Consider the following 21,353-nt stretch of genomic DNA (forward strand, 5'->3'; position numbering starts at 1 on the left):
ATGCTAAAGTCTCTTTACATATCGCAGTTCTTTTTTATCGCCTTTGGGGTTGGTGTAATTCTTATCGTGACCGGTTTTTATCTTCCTGTATTGTTTTACATAGGACAGTTTTCTTTGGTTGTTTTAATTATCCTCACTCTATTAGATGCTTTGTTGCTTTTTGCCAATAAACAAGCTGTTTATGCTGAAAGAATCATAGAGCCACGCCTTAATTTAGGAGATGAAACCACCATTCAACTCACTCTAAAAAACACTGGAAACCAACCTTATAAAATTACTGTTTTTGATGAACCTCCTTATGAAATGCAGGCCAGGGATTTGGCTTTTTATGGTTTTGTGAAATCTGGACAAAAGGAAAGTTTTAATTATTCTTTCAAACCCACCAAAAGAGGTGCTTATCACTGGAAGAATATCCATGTTTTTTTACGCTCTTTTTTAAGTTTACTCGAACGAAGAGTAATTATTGAAACACCACAAAGTGTTTTGGTTTATCCTTCGGTCTTGCAAATGAAAAACTTCGAGTTTTTAATGTTTAGTCAACAAACTCAACAAAGAGGAATAAAAAAAATCCGTCGTTTGGGTCACAACAATGAATTTGAGCAAATCAAAAATTACATCCAAGGGGATGACATTCGTACCATAAATTGGAAAGCAACATCACGGCGTTCAGAATTAATGGTCAATCAATATCAAGAAGAGCGTTCACAATCGGTTTTTGCGGTCATTGATAAATCGCGTTCTATGGAACATAAATTTGAAGGCCTTACCTTATTGGACCATGCCATAAACAGCACCCTTGTTTTTTCAAATATTGCATTGCGTAAAGGCGATAAAATTGGTTTGGTTACATTTTCGCATAAAATAGGAACTCAAATTGCTCCTGATGCTGGAAAACGACAACTTCAAAGAATATTGGATGCACTTTATGCTCAAAAAACTGAGTTTAAAGAGGCGAATTACTCACTTTTATATCAATCCTTACGAAAAACTATCCCTTTTCGTTCACTTTTGATGCTTTATACCAATTTTGAAACAGAATTGGCAATGCATCGTGCTTTACCTATGCTAAAAAGCATCAATAAGAAACATGTTTTGGTGGTTGTTTTCTTTAAGAACACAGATTTGAATGACGAATTGACTAAAAATCCAGCCTCTGCTAGAGAACTGTATGTTTCTACTTTGGCAGAAGATGTCATCAATACCAAAAAAAGAATTGCCAAAGAGTTGAACCGACATGGAATTCAAACTGTGCTTACGGCGCCCAATGAATTGAATATAGATACTTTGAATAAATATTTAGAATTGAAGTCAAAAGGATTGGTTTAAGTAGCTTTTACAAAACGTGCTTCCAAATACCCTCATCAAAACAGCCCTCATTATTTTATATTTATTGATTACCTTTATGTTTTAAAATTATGCAAAAGCTAAAGCTCACAACAGATCAAAATGTGCCCATCGAAGTCGAGTTGGCCAGTATTGGACAGAGGTTGCTTGCCGTGCTTTTAGATGTCGTAATTCTTGTGTCGTATTTTTTCATCATGATGATACTCATTATGATCATTTTCTCTACTAACTTTTCCATTTTTGATCAACACTCTTATGATTTTTGGGTCATCTTTTTTAGCATAATGGTTTATTTGCCCTTTGTTTTGTATACTCCTATGATGGAATACTTTACAAAAGGTCAGACCATTGGAAAAATGGCGCTTGGTATTCGGGTGACCAAAGTCAACGGAGAAAATGCAAAATTTAAAGATTACTTCACGCGTTGGTTATTTAGACCCTACGAAATGTATATTTTTATGATTGCCTTCGGAGGAATAATGGCTTTAATTGCATCGTTTTTCTTTGATACTTTGATCAGTTCTATTTCAAGTAAAAATCAAAGAATTGGAGATTTTATGGCCAATACAGTGGTGGTGAGAAAAAGGCCTAAAAAAGTTTATTCTATCCGGGACATTTTAGCCATTCGTAGCAATCAAAACTATACTCCTCAATACCTAGGTGTTTCCATGTATACTGATGAAGATATGATGTTGGTAAAAAATGTAATTTCTCGTGTTGAAGCCTACAAAAATAAAGCAACAAAAGAACTAGCTATAGAGCTAGCTGATAAGATTGCAGATGATTTAAAAATGGAAGAAACACCAAAGAAAAAATTGAAATTTTTAAAAACAATTCTGAACGATTATATCGTTTTAACAAGATAAAATATGAGTGTATTATACGTAGTGCCTACACCAATTGGTAACTTAGAAGACATCACCTTGCGTGCCCTTCGCATATTGAAGGAGGCAGATTTCATTTTGGCTGAAGACACCCGTACGACTGGTCAATTGCTGAAGCATTATGAAATTTCAAACCAATTAATTGCCTACCATATTCACAATGAGCACAAAACTGTTGAACGCATCATCGATCAAATTAAAGCTGCTGGGTCTGCCGCTATAGTTTCTGATGCAGGTACACCATCCATTTCTGATCCTGGTTTTTTATTGGTTAGGGCGTGTATAGAAAACGAAATCAACGTTGTTTGTTTGCCTGGACCCTCCGCAATTATTCCGGCGATTGTTGGTTCTGGATTTCCTTGCGATAGCTTTATTTTTGAAGGTTTTTTACCCCATAAAAAAGGCCGTCAAACCAAATGGAAAACCATTGCAGATGAATCTAGATCAGTGGTTCTCTATGAATCCCCACACCGCTTGGTTAAAGCATTGAAAGAAATGGTGGAATATTTAGAACCCAACCGTCAAGTTTGTGTTGCACGAGAAATTTCTAAAATGTATGAAACTTTTCACCGTGGAACAGCAGAAGAATTACTTGCATATTTTGAAGAAACACCTCCAAAAGGTGAAATTGTTATCGTAATCAGCGCTAAAACAAAAGAGAAAAAAAATGACTAAACTATCCATACAACTTGTAAAATACGGAGCATCTAAAGATGCTTTTGCTTTTAAAGAGCTTTCCATTAGCGAACCTTTAGAGGATGAAGTTCAAATTGAAGTAGAACGATTTGGTGTAAACTATGCCGATGTAATGTCTAGGGAAGGAAACTACCGAGAAGCTCCTCCTCTGCCTTGTGTTTTGGGCTACGAAGTCGTGGGAAAAGTAACAAAAGTAGGAAAAAACAGTCCTGCCAATTTAATGGGTAAACGGGTAGTTGCTTTTACCCGATTTGGTGGATATAGTCAGCTGGTAAATACCAAGCATTTCGCTGTTGCCATAATTGGAGATTACGACGGAAATAAAGCCTTAGCTTTAGCTACGCAATATGTTACGGCCTACTATATGGCTTTTGTTGCTACGACAATTCAAAAGGGAGACAATGTATTAATTCATGCCGCAGCTGGTGGAGTTGGAACGGCTTTGATTCAGTTACTGCGCAATAAAGGAGTTAATATTATTGCGAAAACAAGAAATACGGATAAAACGAAATACTTAAAAGACCAAGGTGTAAGTCATATTGTAAATTATACTGAAAGTGATTATTACAGGCAAGTAAAAGCAATACTTAAAGATCAACGTGTAGACGTTTCATTTAATCCTGTTGGAGGTTCAACCTTTAAAAAAGATTGGCAGTTATTGGGCTGTACTGGTGCACTAGTACTTTTTGGAGGCAGTGAACGTTCGGGTAAAAAATGGGGAACACTTTCTACTTTGAACTTTGTTCGAAAAATGGGCATTATTATTCCGATTACTTTAATGATGCGTTCGAAAAGCATTATTGGGATTAATATGCTAAAAGTAGCCGATTTTAAGCCTTTAACGTTACAATTCTGTTTAGAAGAGGTGGTGAAACTAGCTATCGAAGGTCAATTGGATCCACAAGTGGGCGCTGTGTATAACGCTAAAGAAATTAGTGAAGCCCATGAGTTTATAGGCTCTGGAAAATCGACTGGAAAGGTAGTGCTTGAATGGTAATATTTTGAAACCAAGAATTGTCATATTCGCCCCTTATCCAAAAGGAACAGCTCCTTCTCAACGTTTTCGTTTTGAGCAGTATTTGCCATTGTTGGAAAAAGACGGGTATGAAATCGTTTATGAAAGCTTTCTAACTAAAAAAACATGGAAACTACTGTATCAAGAAGGTGCATATCTACGCAAAGCTTTCGGTGTTTTAGGTAGTTTTTTTCGACGTTGGAAGTCTGTTTTTAATCTTCAAAAATCTGATGTAATTTTTGTTCACAGAGAAATGGCGCATATCGGTCCACCTATTTTTGAGTGGATCCTAGCCAAAGTACTCAAGCGAAAATACATCTATGATTTCGACGATGCGATCTGGCTGCCCAACTATAGTGAAAGTAACGCCAAAGTTCACCGACTAAAAGCGTATTGGAAAGTGAAGTTCTGCATCAAATGGGCGCAACAGTTAACCGTAGGAAATGAGTACTTAGCTGAATATGCGCGACCTTTCAATTCAAATATTACCCTTATTCCCACTACAATAGATTTAGAAAACCACCACAATTTAACGACAGAATACGAGCAAACACCAGTTGTTATTGGTTGGACAGGAACCCAAACAACTTTGCGCTATTTAGATGAAATTATTCCTGTATTAGTTGAGCTTGAAGAAGAATATGATTTTGTTTTCCGCGTCATTTCAAATGAAAAACCACAATTTGATTTAAAGTCTTTGGAGTTTGTTCCATGGAATAAAGCAACAGAAATTAAAGATTTAGCCAAAATTCAAATTGGGGTTATGCCACTTGTAGAAGATCAATGGTCGAAAGGAAAATGTGGATTTAAAGCATTGCAGTACATGGCGCTCGGTATCCCCACTGTTTTATCTCCTGTGGGAGTTAACACTAAAATAGTTAAAAATGGCGAAAACGGCTATCTGTGTTCTTCTGATGATGAATGGAAAGCACGCTTGGTAGACTTAATTACAAATTCTGACCTACGCAAGTCAATTGGACAAGCTGGAAGAAAAACAGTGGAGGAGGAATATTCTGTGAAGAGTACTTATAGAAAGTACCTAAGCGTTCTTGAAGGGCAATCACAGTAATTTAGAAGTCACATCAGTATTTAGGAGATTATTTTCGCAAACAATAATGCATTTTCTTGCTTGTTTTTAACTTAATTCTGCAAGTAAAAACAACTGCAAAAGCGACTATACATTACTAGCGTCTAGGTTTATTTTTAATTGAACACAAGCGCCTTCATCATCGTACAATTTTATTGAACCGTCCAGTTGCTCAATTAATCCATCTATAATAGCAATACCAAAAGAGTCACCCGCTCGAATTGTTTCCAAATCCTTTCCATAACCAACGCCATCGTCACAGTAAGTTAAGTTTAATGCATTTTTCTCTTTCTCTATTTCAATGCTTATATTCATTGGTTTTTCTTCCTTTCGGCCATGCTTCATGGAATTATTTACCAATTCTGTAATAATTAATCCTATTGGTATTAAAAAATCAATATTTTGTTCATAAACTACCGATTCTATACTTAATTCAATATTTCTACCTAAAATTAAAGGTCGAACAATTTGATCTAAATAAGTTTTAATCGAAATTTTATCAAAATCTTCTGTTCTATAAATAGCTTCATAAGCCATTCCAATTGAGTTGATTGCGTCTTCAATTTCATGGGTTTCAATCATTCCATTTTTATCTTTTAACCTAGATAAACTAAGCAAGAGCTGAAGGTTGTTTTTCACCCTATGATGAACTTCTTTTAAAAGCACATCACGTTCTTTGATGGCTTTTTTAAGTTGCATTTCAACCTTTTTTTCTTCTGTGATATCAACATGGCAACCTATGGCTCTAAGAGGTCTACCTTTTTCATCCCATTCAACAACTTTCCCGTTACATCTCACCCATACTGTACTACCATTTTTATGGTGATAACGCAATATAATATGGAAAGGAATTTTTCCTTTAGACCGAATATGGGCTTTGAATAAATCAAACATCCCTGGTAAGTCTTCTTTATAAACAATTTTTTGCCAAGCTTCGGGTCTATTTTCCATCTCCGATTCAGAATACCCGAACATTTCTTTGAATCGTGGACTAAGATACTCCTCATTCGTGACCATATTCCAATCCCAATAACCCGCTAAGGAACTTTCTAAGGCACTTTCACTAAGTAACCTAAGGTCTTCTGTTGAATTATATCTTTTCATTTAATTTAGCTATATCACTGTAATAGTCCTGGCGTTCTAAAAACTATTCCGCTATTACAAAACTTCTTTTATTGTTTAAATTTATTCCTTTTTTTTCTGATATAAAAAAATACAGAGGTATTTATGGTTCATTCGGAAAAATTTGTAAGCCCGATAAACACTATATTCACAATAAAAAAAACTTGTCAATAAGTACTTAAACGTAAATTTACTTTTCTGATATTTTTTATAACTGTTCGGCCACTATTGAAGGGTCCCATTCAACTTTTGCACACAATATTTTTCCTTGATCATTAATTTGAAATATTTCAACTCCTTGATATTTGATTGATTTATCGTTGTAACTCGTTCCTTCTGCCTTCCAATAGACATTCACGAAATCTTTTTCAATTTCAATGCTTTCCATGGTCATCGTTAAGTTTTTGAAAAAACGAACCACTCCTTTAAAGAAAATAGCCAATTGATCATGACCAACATAAGGGCGACTTCCAACAGGATCTTCGATGTAACCATTTTCGTCAAACAAATCTATCCACCCTTCTTGGTCTAATTGACTAATGGTCAAAAAGTAATTATCTATTGTAGTTTCTAAAATCTGATGATTTTCGGTATGCTTTTGATTACTTTGAGGAATAAAGTTTTCCTTTTCCATAATTAAAACACCTGCTTGTTTACTGTATTGGTAATTCGTTTTTAAGGTTAAATCATATTTTGCCTGATCAATTTCTTTAAATATAGGCTGAATGAATTTTCCTACAAGTGAAATTAAATCGTGACCTATTGAACCAAATGACTCAGCCCCAATAATACTTGATGTGAGCACATAATGCTGAAAGAAAAAATTCTTTAATGCCCGTTCAAATGTGGTAAAATGATTTACAATAGGCAGTAAAACTTTGTTTTCGTAGGGAAATTCTAATATTTGAACAATACTGTTGTTCTTGTTTTCAACAACCTTTAAAAATTTTTCAAATAATTTTTTTGATAAGCCAAACAACATATAAGCTTGTTGAGATTGTCCTCCACTTGCTCCTCTTAAGGCGACACGTAAAGGATGGTAATCTGCCAACACCATGTGCTCTAAAAGTAAGACATGATCTGCAAGATACATCAGTACATCATAGACCGCATTAAAATGTTGTTCAATCTCTACCCCCTTATTTTCAGGTTCTTCTAAAAATCGATCAATAACCTTAATTTCGTTTATTCCTATGTTGAACCATAACTCAGAAATTTGATGAACAATCATAAATAATTCATCTTCAGAATTAAAGTGATTTAATTCATTTAACTGAAGTAAACGAACAACATTTGGATAATCTATTAAGTCTTTTGATTCGCAAGGTTGATGTGTCAATTTTGATAAATTAAAATGCGCTCTTAGGTCATGGAATTGCTCATCAAGTCCAAGCTTAATTTTTTTGCTCAGATCAAAATAAGATGTACTGATCCTATCAATTGTTCTGGCGTGGTTTTTATCTAATAGCTTGAGGTATTCAATATTTTCAGAATAACCATCTTTAAATCCTTTATGATCTTCTGAAAAGCTACAACTGTTCAATAATTCGAACTGCATTTCTATTCCTTTAAGAATATGCGCTATCTTAACAGTATTTAGTGCTTCTTTCTTTTTAAGAAAACTACCTAATAAGTAGCTTGATAATTCTACAGAAGCAAATCCTGTTCGTAAACTGTTTGTATTCTCGATGAACAATGAACTTAATTCTTCAAAGTAGATATATAAATTATACGGTATTTTTTTCATTCAAATATAATTAACATTGTATCAGTGTATTATTTATTTTTTAAACTATTATTTATTTTCATTACCACTTTTCAAAAGAAATGAATGTGGTTTTAATTAAAATAAAATTCAAAGGATAAATAATTCTAATCTATTGATAAATAATTACATACGTAAATAAAATTATCTATCAATAGTTGAGTAGTTTCCGGATAAATATAATAAAGTTTCTTTAATACATGAGGTGATAAATACCTATATAAAAGCTAATGATGATAGTCGTTTCACTATCAAAGCAATATATTAATTATTTATTTCAATCAAGATCTTATCTATCTTTAAAGTCAGGAAGCATAAACAAACAAGCAAAACTTTAAATCAAAAAGTGAAAATCTTGTATTGATATTATTTAAAACTCCAATCAAATCCATCAATCTCCGAAACACAAGCAATCAACAAATCAATGCTTCTTTGAATATCTTCTTTATGTGCCATTTCAATGACTTGGTGTAAGTGACGTGTTGGAATAGAAATCGCTCCTGCGATAGATCCTCCTTCGGTCATACGCTGGATACCAGCAGTATCAGTTCCTCCAGCGGTAAGAATTTCAGGTTGCCATTTAATCTTGTGCTTGTCTGCCGTTTGCTTCATGTATTCAACCATTCGGTAGTCTGCAATCGTGGAAGCATCCATAATTTTAATGGCTGTTCCTTCGCCGAGTGAAGTGATTTTCTCATGGGCTGATGCTCCGGGTAAATCATAGGCGATTGTGGTGTCTAACCCAAATCCAAAGTCTGGATTGATGCGCAATGCCGCAACATTGGCCCCTCTGATTCCAACCTCTTCTTGAACGGTAAACACACCATAAACATCATACGGAACTTCCTTATTTTGGAGTTTTTTTAAAGTCTCAATCAAAATAAAAACGGCTAAACGGTTGTCCAAAGACTTTGAGTTAACACAATCTCCCATTTCAATAAAAGAACGTTCCCTTGTAATTGGATCTCCAATGCGAATTAATTTTTCAACTTCTTCTTTTGAACGTCCTGTATCAATGAAAAAATCTGTTGTTTTTGGATTTTTGGTGCGCTCTTCGGGTGACATTACATGAATTGGTTTAGCAGCCATTACGCCCACTATATCTTCTCTTCCATGAATAATTACACGTTGCGCAGTGAGTGTTTTTGGATCAAAGCCACCCAAGGTATGAAAGCGTAGAAAACCTTTGTCATCGATGTGTGTCACAATAAACCCTATTTCGTCCATGTGTGCACCAATCAGAACTCTTTTGTTAGATTTACCGCGTTTTATAGCGTAGATATTTCCCATGTTGTCGAGTTCTACCTCATCTACTAGTGGACGGACTTCATCTAGAATTAAATTTCTGATTTTTTGTTCATATCCTGGTGCTCCAGGGGCTTGACAAATGGCTTCTAAAAGTTTTAGGTTTAAACTCATGGTATTAAATGCTTGAATAAAAAAATGAATAAGTAGTTTAAAAGAACTTCGACTTCTTCTCTTCTCTGATTACTCTTTTCGGCAACGGATCAGAATTAATTTCTTTAATAAACTTACGTGTTCTATAAATATCAACAGCCAAGTATATTGCACTTCTCATAGATTGCTCATTGGCATCTCCTTTCCCCGCAATATCGAATGCTGTTCCATGGTCTGGTGAAGTTCTAACGATGGGTAGTCCTGCTGTAAAGTTTACACCATCTTCGAATGCTAAAGATTTGAAGCCTGTTAAACCTTGGTCATGATACATTGCTAAAACACCGTCAAAATTAGAGTATTGTCGACTTCCAAAGAATCCATCAGCTGGATAAGGTCCAAAAGTGATAATTCCCTCATCCATTGCTTTTTGAATTGCTGGATTAATTACCTCTGATTCTTCTGTTCCCATTTCACCTTTTTCTCCTGCATGTGGATTTAATCCCAATACAGCAATACGCGGACGAACAATTCCAAAATCCTTCTTTAAACTCTTGTTGAATTCTTTAATTTTCGCTAAAATTCGTTCTTCAGTAACATCTTCTATCACCTGTTTTAAAGGAATATGACTTGTTACTAAAGCCACACGAAGATTTCCAGATACCATCATCATCAAAGCATCTTCTTTACCTGATAAATCTGCTAAATACTCTGTATGTCCTGGAAATTTGAATCCAGCTTGATGAATGGTTTCTTTAGAAATAGGTGCTGTTACCAAAACATCTATTTTTCCATTCGCTAAATCTTGTGTTGCTTTTTCTAAAGAAAGAAAGGCATATTTTCCTCCTGTTTCATTGGCTTTTCCCAATTGAATATCAACCACTTCATTCCAACATGAAACAATGTTTACTTTTTTATCTAAAGCATCGGTTGCATCTGTAACCCTTTGATAATTGAATAAATCATCGTTTATGGCTTTTTTATGAAATGACAATGTTTTTGTAGACCCATAAATAATCGGCGTACAATCCATTAAAATTTCAGTATTACGCAATGCTTTAATAATTACCTCTGGTCCAATTCCATTAATATCACCTACAGATATCCCTACGCGTATAGGTTTTCTGTCTGTTTTTAAAATCAAACTTTCTTTTGGTCTCTTTTTCTGCATACTGTTTATTTTTACACCATATTCAAAAGGTGCTTATACAAAAATAACAATTGTTTGGAGAATAAAACCAGCTTATCAAAGTCTACATTCCTTTTGTCCTACGATATCGTGGTTTTTTGAAAAGATGTTGGTGTTTTTTCTTACCAAAATTATTCTTCTTTTTTGGTTCTGGAAATTTATAAATCAATCCAAAATGATGATGCAAATAGTCATATTCTACATCAAATACCTCTGGTAATAACCCTATTTTTCCTGTGGTTCTCCATTGAACACCTAGTCCTCCAACAATCATAATATTGAATCCTGCGCCTACATTTCCACTCAGCATATTTTGTGGCCATAAAGCCTCTCTTCCAGTATAGCCAACTCCGAGATAGACAAAGGGATCAAAAATTTGTTGTCGCATTAAAAAACCAAAACTGTATTTGAAGCTAGCATCTAAAGCAAATGCTTTTCCATGTAATGTTGTATCTTGATTTATAACTTTCCCTAATTGATATTCATTATAAGAGGCTAAAAAATCCAGACTCATTCCTTTTTTTAAGTAGATATCAAGGTTAATGGAAGATGGAAAAACAGGTAAGTTCCAAGAATCTTTATAGTTAATGATATGCTCTGTACGGTAGCCATCATCATCCATTATATTCCATTGTATACCTATCATCCATGCATATGGTTTTTTCTTCTTAAAGTTCTTTTGCGAAAACCCTATTGAACAGGTAAAAATAAACAGTAAAGTGAGTAGTATAATTCTCATATAGTTATGCCTTAGGTTATGTCTCTTCCTATGTAGTTAGCCAAATTAATAAAAAATAAGATAAGAACGAGAAGTGATAAAATGATTCCAATAAATATGAGCAAATTACCAATGTATTTACTTTTATTGGCCTGTTTTTCTCCTGAATGAGAGTAGGTCTTTATACCGGGCTGAGGTACTTCTTCTATCCATTGTTGATCAAAAGAATTAATTGCATCACTATTTACCCTTACCCAACTGTTTTGCTTATTTGTTAATAATGGCAATTCTTCAGTGTTGAATTGAAGCACTAAATATCCATCTTCATTATAAAGTCTGATTTTATCTTTTCGTTCATTAAAACCAAATGGAAAGTCTCCAATTACGTAAAAATCATTTCCAAATTCTTCGATAAACTTGTCCTTCTTTTTTGTTAATATCAAATAACTGTGAGGTAAAATAACAGTTCCTTTATTAATTTTAAAACTATGGTGGTCTTTGTCATCTTTTAAAATCCAGTGTGATAAATCTAAAGTATCCTCTGAAAGATTATATATTTCAATCCAATCTTCATATTTGGTTGTTTTAGATTGTGTAATATTTATTTCACTTAAAATGATTTTATTGAAGTAATAAGGTGCAGGTTTAGCTTTAAAAATAGGAGTGATTTCAATCGTGTTTGCAGTGCTGATCAATAACTGATTTGTTGATTCACTGGTATTGTTTTTCCAACCTACAAATTCGTAGTTTTCATCTGGAATTGCTTCGTAATAAAGGGGTATATTTTTAAAATATTGCCCTGAAAATTTTTCCGATATTTCAATTGAATTAAACTTTACTTTTCCTCCTTCTCCAACATTGATTTTCACTTCGAATGTTTCCCCTAAATCAAAATATTCCTTTAAATGATTTAATATGATATCGGGTCGTTTTTGAATAAAAGTTTGAAGTCTATCTATACTCCTATTGTACCGCAATTCTGTAATGTTCCACCTTTTTCTGTGATGTGTTATTTCAGTTGACCATTCATTGGTCATTTCAAATAATAATTTTTCAGCCTTTTCTGTCTTGAAATAAGTATTTATGGCGTCTGAAAAATAATTGATGTATTGATTTTTAATACTGTCATTGCTCAATAGTTGACGCAATAAAAGGGTGTATTCTGTTGGATATTGAATATTTGTATCAAGGTCCGAAGTGAACAGTTGGATTGAATTTTCCTTGTGTTTATTTTCATCAAAAATATTCAAACCCATATCGAGATCAAATAACACTGTTTTAAATGGTGTTTTTTTATTTACATCCTTGTATAGTCGTATGTTTGAAGCTGCATCTGAATTTCCAAAATAAGTTTGGATAATACTGTATTTTAGATAATCTTCAATATCAATTTCTTGTTGAACTTTAGCAATATCTTCCTTACTCAACTTTTCTTTTGAACCTATAAAACGAATTAGGTTTTGATAATCTTCTAAAGCACTTTTCGGTCCTTCTTTTACAACATTGGGTGGACGAATAATAGAAATATCTTTCTTGTTTATTCCATAATGGTCATGAATAAAATGTTCGTTTATTTTTTCTCTTAAACTATAAATTCCCCAGTATTTTCCATTGATATAAACTACAACAGGTCTATATTCTTGAAAAGCCACACCACTTTCTTTGGTCAATTGGGTAGAATAAGCGTCCCGAATATGAGCTCCTTGCATATCTCCACCTGCATTTCTCAAAACAAAATTTTTGTATTCGTAAAAAGGCAATTGCGGAAATAAAGGATATTGAAATCTATTGTTACCATATTTTTTTCTTGCATGAATAGCAAAGGATTTTTGCGGCATGCTTACGCTATATCCCCCAAATATTTTGATTCCTGCAGCTTGAGAAAATGCTTTTTTATTGTTTTCTATAAACTCAACTTGAATGGGTTTCTCTATTTTTTTCCAAAAATTAGCTCCTTTAAAAGGCAATTCTGTTTCTGCACAACACCCCATTTCATAAATTCCATCCAGGGAATCAAATAAATGAACAGGGTCTGTAATAATGGAAAATATGGGTAGGTTTTGCTGGCGTGATGTGATATATGTATGTGTGGTATAAATTGGTGCTTGGTCACCTTTATAAATGGCAAAAAATAGCGCAACATCACCATTGATTTGAATATTTCCATTGACTTTTGTTGAGGCTTTATTGGGTGTAGTTCCATCTTGAGTGTAATAAACCGAATACTCTTTGGGAATATCAACAGCAATACTTTTCAAATCAGGATAATTTCCTCCTACTGGCGAAAATACCACTTCATCTTGCCCAAAAGCTAAGCAATGAAAAAAAAGAAATAAAGTGAGAAATACCCGCAATTTTTATAACATTAGTGCAAAAGCAATTTGTTTATAAAAATAGTAAAATTGACTAGCGTTGAATGAGTAGACGTTGATATTTATTGATCAAATTCCCCGCCTCATCTTCTGCAACAATGATGTAGAAGTAATCTCCTTCTTTTACAGGTACACCTTGTTGATCTAAACCATTCCATCTAAAGTTAGCATCGTTGGTTGAATAAACGATGTTTTGTTGATTGTCCATCACTGTCAATTGGAAAGACTTAAGGTGTTTACACTCAATGAAAAGTTCATCATTTCGACCATCTCCATTTGGGGTAAACACATTCGGTAAGCTTCCTATCTCTCCTGTAATTTGAATATTCACTTCAATATTTCTTTTACTTTCTTTTTGACCAGATTGAACCGTTAAAACAACATTATAAACACCAGCTTCAATATAGAAATGTTCCGGATTTAAAGTTCTGTCATAAGTTCCATCTCCGAAATCCCATAAAACTTCAGCAGCATTAGGAACATCATGAGCAGCGAACTTCACATATTGATTTTCTTGTTTAGTGATTTCTATATTCACCTTACTTAAATCAACATTTTTCTCTTCTTTTGAAAAAGTATTTTCTTCTATTTGATCAGAATCTGTTTCTTTAGGTTGTGTATATTCAACAATTTGCTCTTTATCTTGGTCTTGTATATAGGCCATTTCTTCTTCCTCAACAATAATAGTAGATTGCTTATTTGAATTAGGTGTATTGTTGTTCTGAGCTTCATCAATAAATTGATTTTCTATTGTTGAATCATCAATCGTTCTATTTTGCGTGTTTTTTTCAACAAAGTTACGCGCTGAAATTGTAGAATCAATAGTGTTTTCTTCTGTTTCAATAACTTTTTCAATATTATTCTGTTCTAAACTATCTTTCGTGTTGATTTCTGAAACAGCTTTATTTTCTTTTTGAACCTTGTTATTATTTACAATTAATACTGTACCCACAGTAATTGCTGCAGCTACTGAAGCTCCAATAATAATTTTACCCACAAGACCGATAGAAGACCCCACGCCAGTTGCAGTACCCACGCCACTAATACCAGCTTGGATACCATTCCATAGGTTAGGATCTACCTTTGCTTGGTAGTTTCCTAATTCCTTTTGGAATAACTCTTCTATTTGATCTTTATCTTTCAATATTGTATTTTTTTAATGTCTTTCTCAGCACAGATTTAGCTCTTGAATATTGCGATTTTGAAGTACTTTCGGTGATGTTTAATTGTTCTGCTATTTCTTTATGACTGTAACCTTCAATTGCAAACATGTTAAACACAATTCTATATCCATCAGGCAATTCTTGAACAATTTCCATCAGGACTTCTGCTTGTAAACGTTCTACTGCATCGCTTTTTTGAACAATTTCAAAAGGGGAATCATCCAATTCAACATTAGTTTGTTCCTTTTTATACTTTCTGATTTGATCTAACGCAGTGTTTACTATTATTCGTCTAATCCATCCTTCCAAAGAACCTTTGTGTTCAAATCGATGAAGATTTTTAAATACCTTAATAAATCCGTCTTGAAGAACATCTTCTGAACGTTCTTTATCTTTGATATACCTCATTGCTACCCCCAACATTAAAGGGGAAAAACGATCAAACAACTTTCGTTGTGCTTCAGCGTTTCCAGAAATACATTTCTGTACAAGAGTTTCATCATCCATTTTTACATCTCGAATAATAGACTACAATATTACATAAAAGGTTGCAGCAATAAAAAAAGCCTGTTATTTTTGAACAACCAAATAACATACATGAAATTATCCCAGCTTAGTATTCTGTTTATTCTTCTTTTCATTCACTCATTTGTTCAAGCAAATCCCCTTAAGGTGGGTTCGTGGATGGGGAACCTAAATTTACAAAACACACATGAATTAATTTTTCAATTTGAAGTTGATCCCAATCAAAAAATAACCATTAAAAATGGTGGAGAAATAGTCGAAATGAAAGATTATCAAATTGAAAATGATAGCATTAAATTTTACTTTACTAATTTTCCTAACTATTTAATTTTTAAGGTTGATCCTTTAAATGAGAATAAATTATCTGGCTATTTTGTAAATCCAGACAGGAAAAAACATTCACGAATAGAGTTTAAAGCTTTTTTTGTTGATGATACTCCTGTAATAGATATTAGGTATAAACATGAAAATTTCGATGGTAAATGGCAGGTTACTTTTAATCCCAATACTGAAGATCAATATCCTGCAATTGGAAAATTTGAACAAGTAAACAATAAGATAACAGGAACATTTTTAACCGAAACAGGTGATTATCGTTTTCTGAAAGGAACAGTAATAAATAATGAATTAAAGCTCACCAGTTTTGATGGAGCCCATGTGTTTTTATTTACAGCTCACTTAATTAATGACACTTTAAGAGGAGAGTTTTTATCTGGAAATCACTGGAAAACCGATTGGATTGGTGTGAGAAATAATGATTTTACATTAAAAGATCCAGATTCATTAACTTATATGGTAAAGGATGACTTTAAATTTCAATTCAAAAATTTAAATGGACAAAACTATGTTTATCCAAATCAGCAGTTAAAAGGTAAAGTGGTGATCGTGCAAATTCTTGGAACATGGTGTCCTAACTGCCTAGATGAAACTAAATTTTATAATGAATTATATGATCAATTTCATAATGATGGATTAGAAATTATAGGCGTTGCCTATGAATCTCCTGAAAATTTTGAAGATCAAGTAGAACGTATACAACGCTATATTGACAATAAATCAGTTCCTTATCCAATCCTTGTGGGTGGAAGAGCTTCTAAGACAATTACTTCAAAAGATTTCGATATGTTAAACAAAGTAAGTTCGTTTCCTACCTCTATTTTTATCAACAAAGACGGTGAGGTAGTTAAAATACATACTGGATTTAACGGACCAGGAACAGGAGAAATTTATGAGGAATACAAAATAGAAACCATTCAAATGATCAATAGATTATTGATTGAATAACAGATAGAAAAGTACAGAAGAATGTTTTCTATTCTCGATTAAACCAAATTGATTTTATTGACTAATTGTTCTTTATAAGAACCTCCGATAGGAATGAGCTTTTTATCTTTTTCTAATTGAAGATTTGGATATTCAATAGAAGCTATTTTATCTAACCTAACGATAAATGAACGGTGAACACGAATGAAATTTGTATCTCCTAATTTTTTATCAATATCCTTCATTGTTGAATGAATGGTATATCTTTTATCTAAGGTATTGATGACCACATAATCTTTTAAAGCCTCAACAAAATAAATATCCTTTGTATTTAATTTTACGAGTCTTGAGTTTGATTTCACAAAAATAAAATCTTGTGTATCCTTACCTTCTACGATTGAATAAAGTAAATCACGTTCTTTCTCCACTTCTTTTTCTTTTTTATGCTTGTATAAAGCCATTTCAATAGAAGTGTGTAAATCTATTTCTTTAAAAGGTTTAATAATGTATCCATAAGGTTCTGTGATTTTAGCTTTGGCTAAAGTAGCTTCATCTGCGTAAGCAGTTATGAAAATCACTGGTATATTATGTTCTCTCCTGATGATCTCAGCAGCCTCAATACCGTTCATATCTCCTTTAAGCATGATATCCATCAAAACAATACTTGGTCGCTCCTCAGAAGCCAATTGTATAGCTTTTTCTCCAGTGGCAGATGCACCAGAAATTACATATCCTAATCTTTTGAGACTGTGTTGAATATCTTTTGAGACAATAGACTCATCTTCAACGACTAATACCTTAATTTTTGACATACTCTTATATTGCGTGGTTACAAATTTAAGTAATTCTAACAAATGAATATCCTTTATTCAGCTATGAAATTACAAATTACTTCGATAAAGCCCTAATAATTTAGGATAAAATGATTAGTGGTCAAGCCATTACAGCATTTTAAAAGCCTGTTTAAAGAAAGTAGGATTTTTCTTTTTAAATTCCTAATTCAACTTTTTTATTCAAGAGTTTAAATAAAAATAAGAAAAGAAATTTTTTAAAAAAGCCTTTACTATTATTATAGTACTGTTAATACGGTGCATTACTTTCTTCACTTTTTCTTGTTATCCAAGTTGTAAACATTTTCTGTATGCTTATGAACATTTAATATTTTCTTAAACTGTTCTTTTATAAGCTTTTTGCAGGGTTATAAACAATGTTGTTAATAACCAATAACTGAATAAGTTTATTTCATTTTAAAAAATTTTAAGCTCATTTTCATTGTTGATATCTAGATGTAAAATGTAATAACTTACTATTGTTTTTCTCATTTGTATTTTGGCTTGTAAAAAATTATGTGATAAGCAAGACAAACTTATTGAATTCAATTAACATTTATTTTTCGAATTGTTCATAACCCTGTCAATAAGTATATTTTAAAAAGCAATGGTATCAAGGCTTTAAGAATTGCTAAAAAAGTAGATGTTCATAATTCAAACCGATTGTTAATTACGTAAATTTGTAAAAAACTAATATTATGACAACAACTGAAATTATCCCAATTGGTGCTGATCATGCTGGTTTTCAGATGAAAGAAGCAATTAAAACGTATTTCACAGAACGTGGCTATAATTTTAAAGATTATGGAACTTATTCGGAGGACAGTATAGATTATCCAGATTATGGTCATCCAGTTGCCCAACACGTAAGCGAAAATAAGGATACTTTAGGGATTGTAATCTGTGGAAGTGGGAATGGTATTAACATGACTGTTAACAAACACCAAGGAATTAGAGGTGCACTTTGTTGGAAAGAAGAACTTGCAGAATTGGCCAGGCAACATAACGATGCCAATATCATTGCACTCCCTGCTCGATTTGTGTCTATTGAAGATGGAATTAAAATGGTTGAAAAATTCTTAACAACTAAATTTGAAGGGGGTAGGCATCAAAACAGAGTGGAGAAAATTTCTTGTGGACGCTAATGAAATAAAGATAAAAGCTTGTAGGATATTTACTCTACAAGCTCTAAATCCACCTGTTTTTTAAACATATCAACACCGATAACTTTAACCTTAACCTGATCTCCGAAATTAAATTTATCACCCGTTTGACGACCTACAATTTGAAATTTATCATTATCAAAATAATAATTATCATCGGGTAAAGATGACATTGTTATCATTCCTTCACAATAGTTGTCATTCATTCTTACAAACATTCCAAAGTCCGCTAATCCTGATACTGTTCCTTCAAACTCCTCTCCTACTTTGTCTTCTAAGAATTTTGCTTGAAAATATTTATTAGATTCTCTTTCAGCGTCTATGGCTTTTCTTTCTTGTGCAGAAATATGTTCACTAATTTCATTGAGCTTATTACCGTAACTTTTCTGACGATGATTTAATTTGTCTTGTAAAATTCTGTGTACCATTAAATCGGCATACCTACGAATAGGTGAAGTAAAATGACCGTAATAATCAAAAGCCAATCCGTAATGTCCTATGTTATTGGTTTGATAATTTGCTTTAGCCATAGAACGAATAGCCATGGATTGAATTAATCCATATTCAGGAGTGTCTTTAATTTTCTCTAATAAACCATTGATTTTTTTTGCAACATTTTCAATATTTTCAAACTCCAAATCATAATCAAACTTATTGATAAAAACAGAGAAGGTTTTTAATTTTTCTATGGCTGGTTTATCATGACAACGATAAATAAACTGGTTATTAGAACCTTTATCACCAGGAAGTTTACCCACAAATAATGCAACCCTTTTATTGGCCAACAACATAAATTCTTCAATCAGTTTATTGGCGTCTTTTGATGTTTTTTTAACCACTCCTGTTGGGTAACCTTCATCGTTAATTAAAAAACTTACCTCCTCAGATTCAATAGAAAGTGCACCATTTTTCATCCTGTCTTTTCGGATGATCTTGGCCAACTTATCTAATCCTAATATGGCTTCTTTTTGGACCTCACTTTTTCCTTCAATTACTGCTTGTGCTTCTTCGTAGGCAAAACGCTGATCCGAATGAATAACCGTTTTACCAAACCATTCTTTTATCACCTTTCCTTTTTCATTCAGTTCAAAAACAGCTGAAAAGGCATATTTATCTTCGTTTGGTCTTAAGGAACAAGCCATATTAGATAGCTGTTCTGGCAACATAGGAATTACGCGGTCTTCTAGGTAAACAGAATTTCCTCGCTTGTATGCTTCATCATCCATCGGTGTTCCAGGACGTACATAATGACTAACATCAGCAATATGAACTCCTACTTCAATGTTTCCATTTTCCAAGACCTCATAAGACAAAGCATCATCAAAATCTTTTGCATCAAATGGGTCAATAGTTAAAGTCAGTTTATTACGTAAATCCCTACGTTTTTTTATTTCTTCAGGATCTAAATCCATTCCCACTTTTTCCGCTGCTTCAATTACTTCTTGAGGAAATTTAATTTCAAATTCATTTTTAAAGAGAATGGACAACATTTCTGTGTCGTTGTTTCCTGGCATTCCTATTACCTCAACTATTTCACCAAAAGGATTAGCAACCCCCTTAGGCCAATTGGTAAGTCTACCAATAGCTTTTTCTCCAGATTTAGCCCCCTTTAATTTTTCCAAGGGGATGTACAGGTCTACGTTAATTTTATTATTGTCGAGGATTAAAAAAGCAAATTTATTTCTCACATCTAATGTTCCAACAAATTGTGTTGTTTTACGATTGATGATTTTAGTAATTGCTCCTTCTGTTTTATTCTTTTTTTGACGGATAATCTCTACCTCAACAGTATCGCCATGTAAGGCATTTGCAAGGTTTTCGGGTTGTACATAAATATCACCGTTTAATTCTGGTACCATGATATATGCTGCTCCTCTTGCTGTTGAATCTACAGTTCCTATAAATGTAGTAGAATAATTTTCATTAATGATAAAGTACCCATTCTGAAATTCATTTAAGAATTTATCGTTTTTAAGATCTTTAAGTATTGATAAAACAAGTTTTCGCATGTTTTTATCTGTGATTTGTAGGATAGCACTTATTTCTTTGGCTGTATATTTTTGATCAGGTTGTCTTTCAAATATCTTTCTTATGGCTCTTTCTATTCCTTTTTTTTTGAATTTCTTTTTTGACATGTATTACATTTTCGTTCAAAGATATATTAATTTAAACTCTAATTTTAATTCTAATATTATCTATAAGTTTAATAAACGATTTTATTTCTAAGAATTACAATTTTTCTTAGACTTTTTTAGAATGGTTATTAATTCGTAGTTTTGTTTAAAACATTAATAAAATGAATAAGAATATAGAAAAATTATTGAATGAACAGATTGAGAAAGAATATTCCTCAAGTCAACTCTATTTATCAATGGCTTCTTGGTCAGAAAATCAAGGGTTTAATGGAACTGCTTCATTTTTATATAAGCACAGTGATGAAGAGCGTGAACACATGTTGAAATTGGTTAAATTTATCAATGAAAGAGGTGGTGTGGCTGTTATTCCGGCAATTTATAAGCCAGATGTAAGTTTTGATTCAATGGAGAAAATTTTTAAAGCCTTATTGGAGCACGAAATGTTGGTTACTGAAAGTATCAATAATATTGTTGATGCATGCTTGAAAGAAAAAGACTACAGTACACATAATTTTATTCAATGGTATGTCTCTGAGCAACTTGAAGAAGAAGCACTTGCACGTCATATCTTAGATAAATTAAGATTGATCGGTAATGATAAAGGTGGGTTATATCTTTTTGATAGAGATATGGAAAACGCAAGTATTTCCGCTGATACCATTAACAACGTGCAATAATTGTTCTGCT

General features: G+C 32.9%; 18 protein-coding genes. 8 read left to right on the plus strand and 10 right to left on the minus strand.

From position 1 onward, the window contains the following. From ACN0U3_RS01540 to ACN0U3_RS01560, 5 genes are all read left to right on the plus strand, one after another. Positions 1-1,326 (plus strand): DUF58 domain-containing protein, encoded by a 1,326-nt coding sequence (locus tag ACN0U3_RS01540; RefSeq protein WP_417264874.1) that lies wholly within the window; start codon positions 1-3, stop codon positions 1,324-1,326. An 89-nt stretch (positions 1,327-1,415) separates the two neighbouring features. After that, positions 1,416-2,210 (plus strand): RDD family protein, encoded by a 795-nt coding sequence (locus ACN0U3_RS01545; protein WP_299202562.1) that lies wholly within the window; start codon positions 1,416-1,418, stop codon positions 2,208-2,210. A gap of 3 nt (positions 2,211-2,213) precedes the next feature. Then, positions 2,214-2,903, plus strand: coding sequence for a 16S rRNA (cytidine(1402)-2'-O)-methyltransferase (gene rsmI / locus ACN0U3_RS01550; RefSeq protein WP_299202560.1), 690 nt, complete (start codon positions 2,214-2,216; stop codon positions 2,901-2,903). Beyond that, positions 2,896-3,921, plus strand: coding sequence for a zinc-binding dehydrogenase (locus ACN0U3_RS01555; RefSeq protein ID WP_417264875.1), 1,026 nt, complete (start codon positions 2,896-2,898; stop codon positions 3,919-3,921). Before rsmI ends, ACN0U3_RS01555 begins: the two co-directional genes overlap by 8 nt. A gap of 4 nt (positions 3,922-3,925) precedes the next feature. Then, positions 3,926-5,008 (plus strand): glycosyltransferase family 4 protein, encoded by a 1,083-nt coding sequence (locus ACN0U3_RS01560; RefSeq protein ID WP_417264876.1) that lies wholly within the window; start codon positions 3,926-3,928, stop codon positions 5,006-5,008. Positions 5,009-5,113: 105 nt separating this feature from the next. Here the strand turns inward: ACN0U3_RS01560 and ACN0U3_RS01565 are convergent, their stop codons facing one another. The 8 genes from ACN0U3_RS01565 to ACN0U3_RS01600 all read right to left on the minus strand — a co-directional run bounded on the left by ACN0U3_RS01565 (position 5,114) and on the right by ACN0U3_RS01600 (position 15,257). Continuing rightward, positions 5,114-6,130 carry a sensor histidine kinase gene (locus ACN0U3_RS01565; protein WP_417264877.1) on the minus strand — a complete coding sequence of 339 codons (1,017 nt, stop codon included), beginning with the start codon at positions 6,128-6,130 and terminating at the stop codon, positions 5,114-5,116. A gap of 226 nt (positions 6,131-6,356) precedes the next feature. After that, positions 6,357-7,895 carry a tryptophan 2,3-dioxygenase family protein gene (locus ACN0U3_RS01570; RefSeq protein WP_299202549.1) on the minus strand — a complete coding sequence of 513 codons (1,539 nt, stop codon included), beginning with the start codon at positions 7,893-7,895 and terminating at the stop codon, positions 6,357-6,359. A 384-nt stretch (positions 7,896-8,279) separates the two neighbouring features. Next, positions 8,280-9,332, minus strand: coding sequence for a M42 family metallopeptidase (locus tag ACN0U3_RS01575; RefSeq protein WP_417264878.1), 1,053 nt, complete (start codon positions 9,330-9,332; stop codon positions 8,280-8,282). A 37-nt stretch (positions 9,333-9,369) separates the two neighbouring features. After that, positions 9,370-10,479, minus strand: a complete 1,110-nt coding sequence (gene pdxA, locus ACN0U3_RS01580; RefSeq protein ID WP_417264879.1) for a 4-hydroxythreonine-4-phosphate dehydrogenase PdxA — start codon at positions 10,477-10,479, stop codon at positions 9,370-9,372. 82 nt (positions 10,480-10,561) lie between these two features. Then, complete coding sequence (locus ACN0U3_RS01585; RefSeq protein ID WP_299202540.1) at positions 10,562-11,236, minus strand: hypothetical protein; 675 nt, start codon at positions 11,234-11,236, stop codon at positions 10,562-10,564. Positions 11,237-11,247: 11 nt separating this feature from the next. Continuing rightward, positions 11,248-13,569: a CotH kinase family protein gene (locus ACN0U3_RS01590; protein ID WP_417264880.1), complete on the minus strand. Its 2,322-nt coding sequence runs from the start codon at positions 13,567-13,569 to the stop codon at positions 11,248-11,250. Between the two features lie 52 nt (positions 13,570-13,621). Beyond that, positions 13,622-14,731 carry a gliding motility-associated C-terminal domain-containing protein gene (locus ACN0U3_RS01595; protein WP_417264881.1) on the minus strand — a complete coding sequence of 370 codons (1,110 nt, stop codon included), beginning with the start codon at positions 14,729-14,731 and terminating at the stop codon, positions 13,622-13,624. Continuing rightward, entirely contained in the window at positions 14,721-15,257 is a 537-nt protein-coding gene (locus ACN0U3_RS01600) for an RNA polymerase sigma factor (protein ID WP_299202532.1), read from the minus strand. The genes ACN0U3_RS01595 and ACN0U3_RS01600 overlap by 11 nt, the downstream gene beginning before the upstream one ends. Before the next feature lie 90 nt (positions 15,258-15,347). On the opposite strand from ACN0U3_RS01600, the gene ACN0U3_RS01605 reads away from it, so the two are divergent. Beyond that, positions 15,348-16,559: a TlpA disulfide reductase family protein gene (locus tag ACN0U3_RS01605; protein ID WP_417264882.1), complete on the plus strand. Its 1,212-nt coding sequence runs from the start codon at positions 15,348-15,350 to the stop codon at positions 16,557-16,559. A 38-nt stretch (positions 16,560-16,597) separates the two neighbouring features. Here ACN0U3_RS01605 and ACN0U3_RS01610 read toward each other — a convergent pair whose 3' ends face one another. Beyond that, the gene (locus ACN0U3_RS01610; protein WP_417264883.1) at positions 16,598-17,350 is read right to left on the minus strand and encodes a response regulator; all 753 of its coding nucleotides are present in this window, start codon (positions 17,348-17,350) and stop codon (positions 16,598-16,600) included. 716 nt (positions 17,351-18,066) lie between these two features. Between ACN0U3_RS01610 and rpiB the strand changes: the two genes are divergently transcribed. Next, on the plus strand, positions 18,067-18,513 hold the full coding sequence (gene rpiB / locus ACN0U3_RS01615; RefSeq protein ID WP_299202523.1) for a ribose 5-phosphate isomerase B: 447 nt from the start codon (positions 18,067-18,069) through the stop codon (positions 18,511-18,513). 29 nt (positions 18,514-18,542) lie between these two features. Here the strand turns inward: rpiB and rnr are convergent, their stop codons facing one another. Further along, entirely contained in the window at positions 18,543-20,666 is a 2,124-nt protein-coding gene (rnr, locus tag ACN0U3_RS01620; protein ID WP_417264884.1) for a ribonuclease R, read from the minus strand. A 161-nt stretch (positions 20,667-20,827) separates the two neighbouring features. Here rnr and ACN0U3_RS01625 point away from each other — a divergent pair, with 161 nt between their 5' ends. Further along, on the plus strand, positions 20,828-21,343 hold the full coding sequence (locus tag ACN0U3_RS01625) for a ferritin (protein WP_299202517.1): 516 nt from the start codon (positions 20,828-20,830) through the stop codon (positions 21,341-21,343). Positions 21,344-21,353 lie beyond the last annotated feature (10 nt).

The sequence above is a fragment of the Brumimicrobium sp. genome, assembly GCF_048268645.1.
Classification (GTDB): domain Bacteria; phylum Bacteroidota; class Bacteroidia; order Flavobacteriales_D; family Crocinitomicaceae; genus Brumimicrobium; species Brumimicrobium ulvae.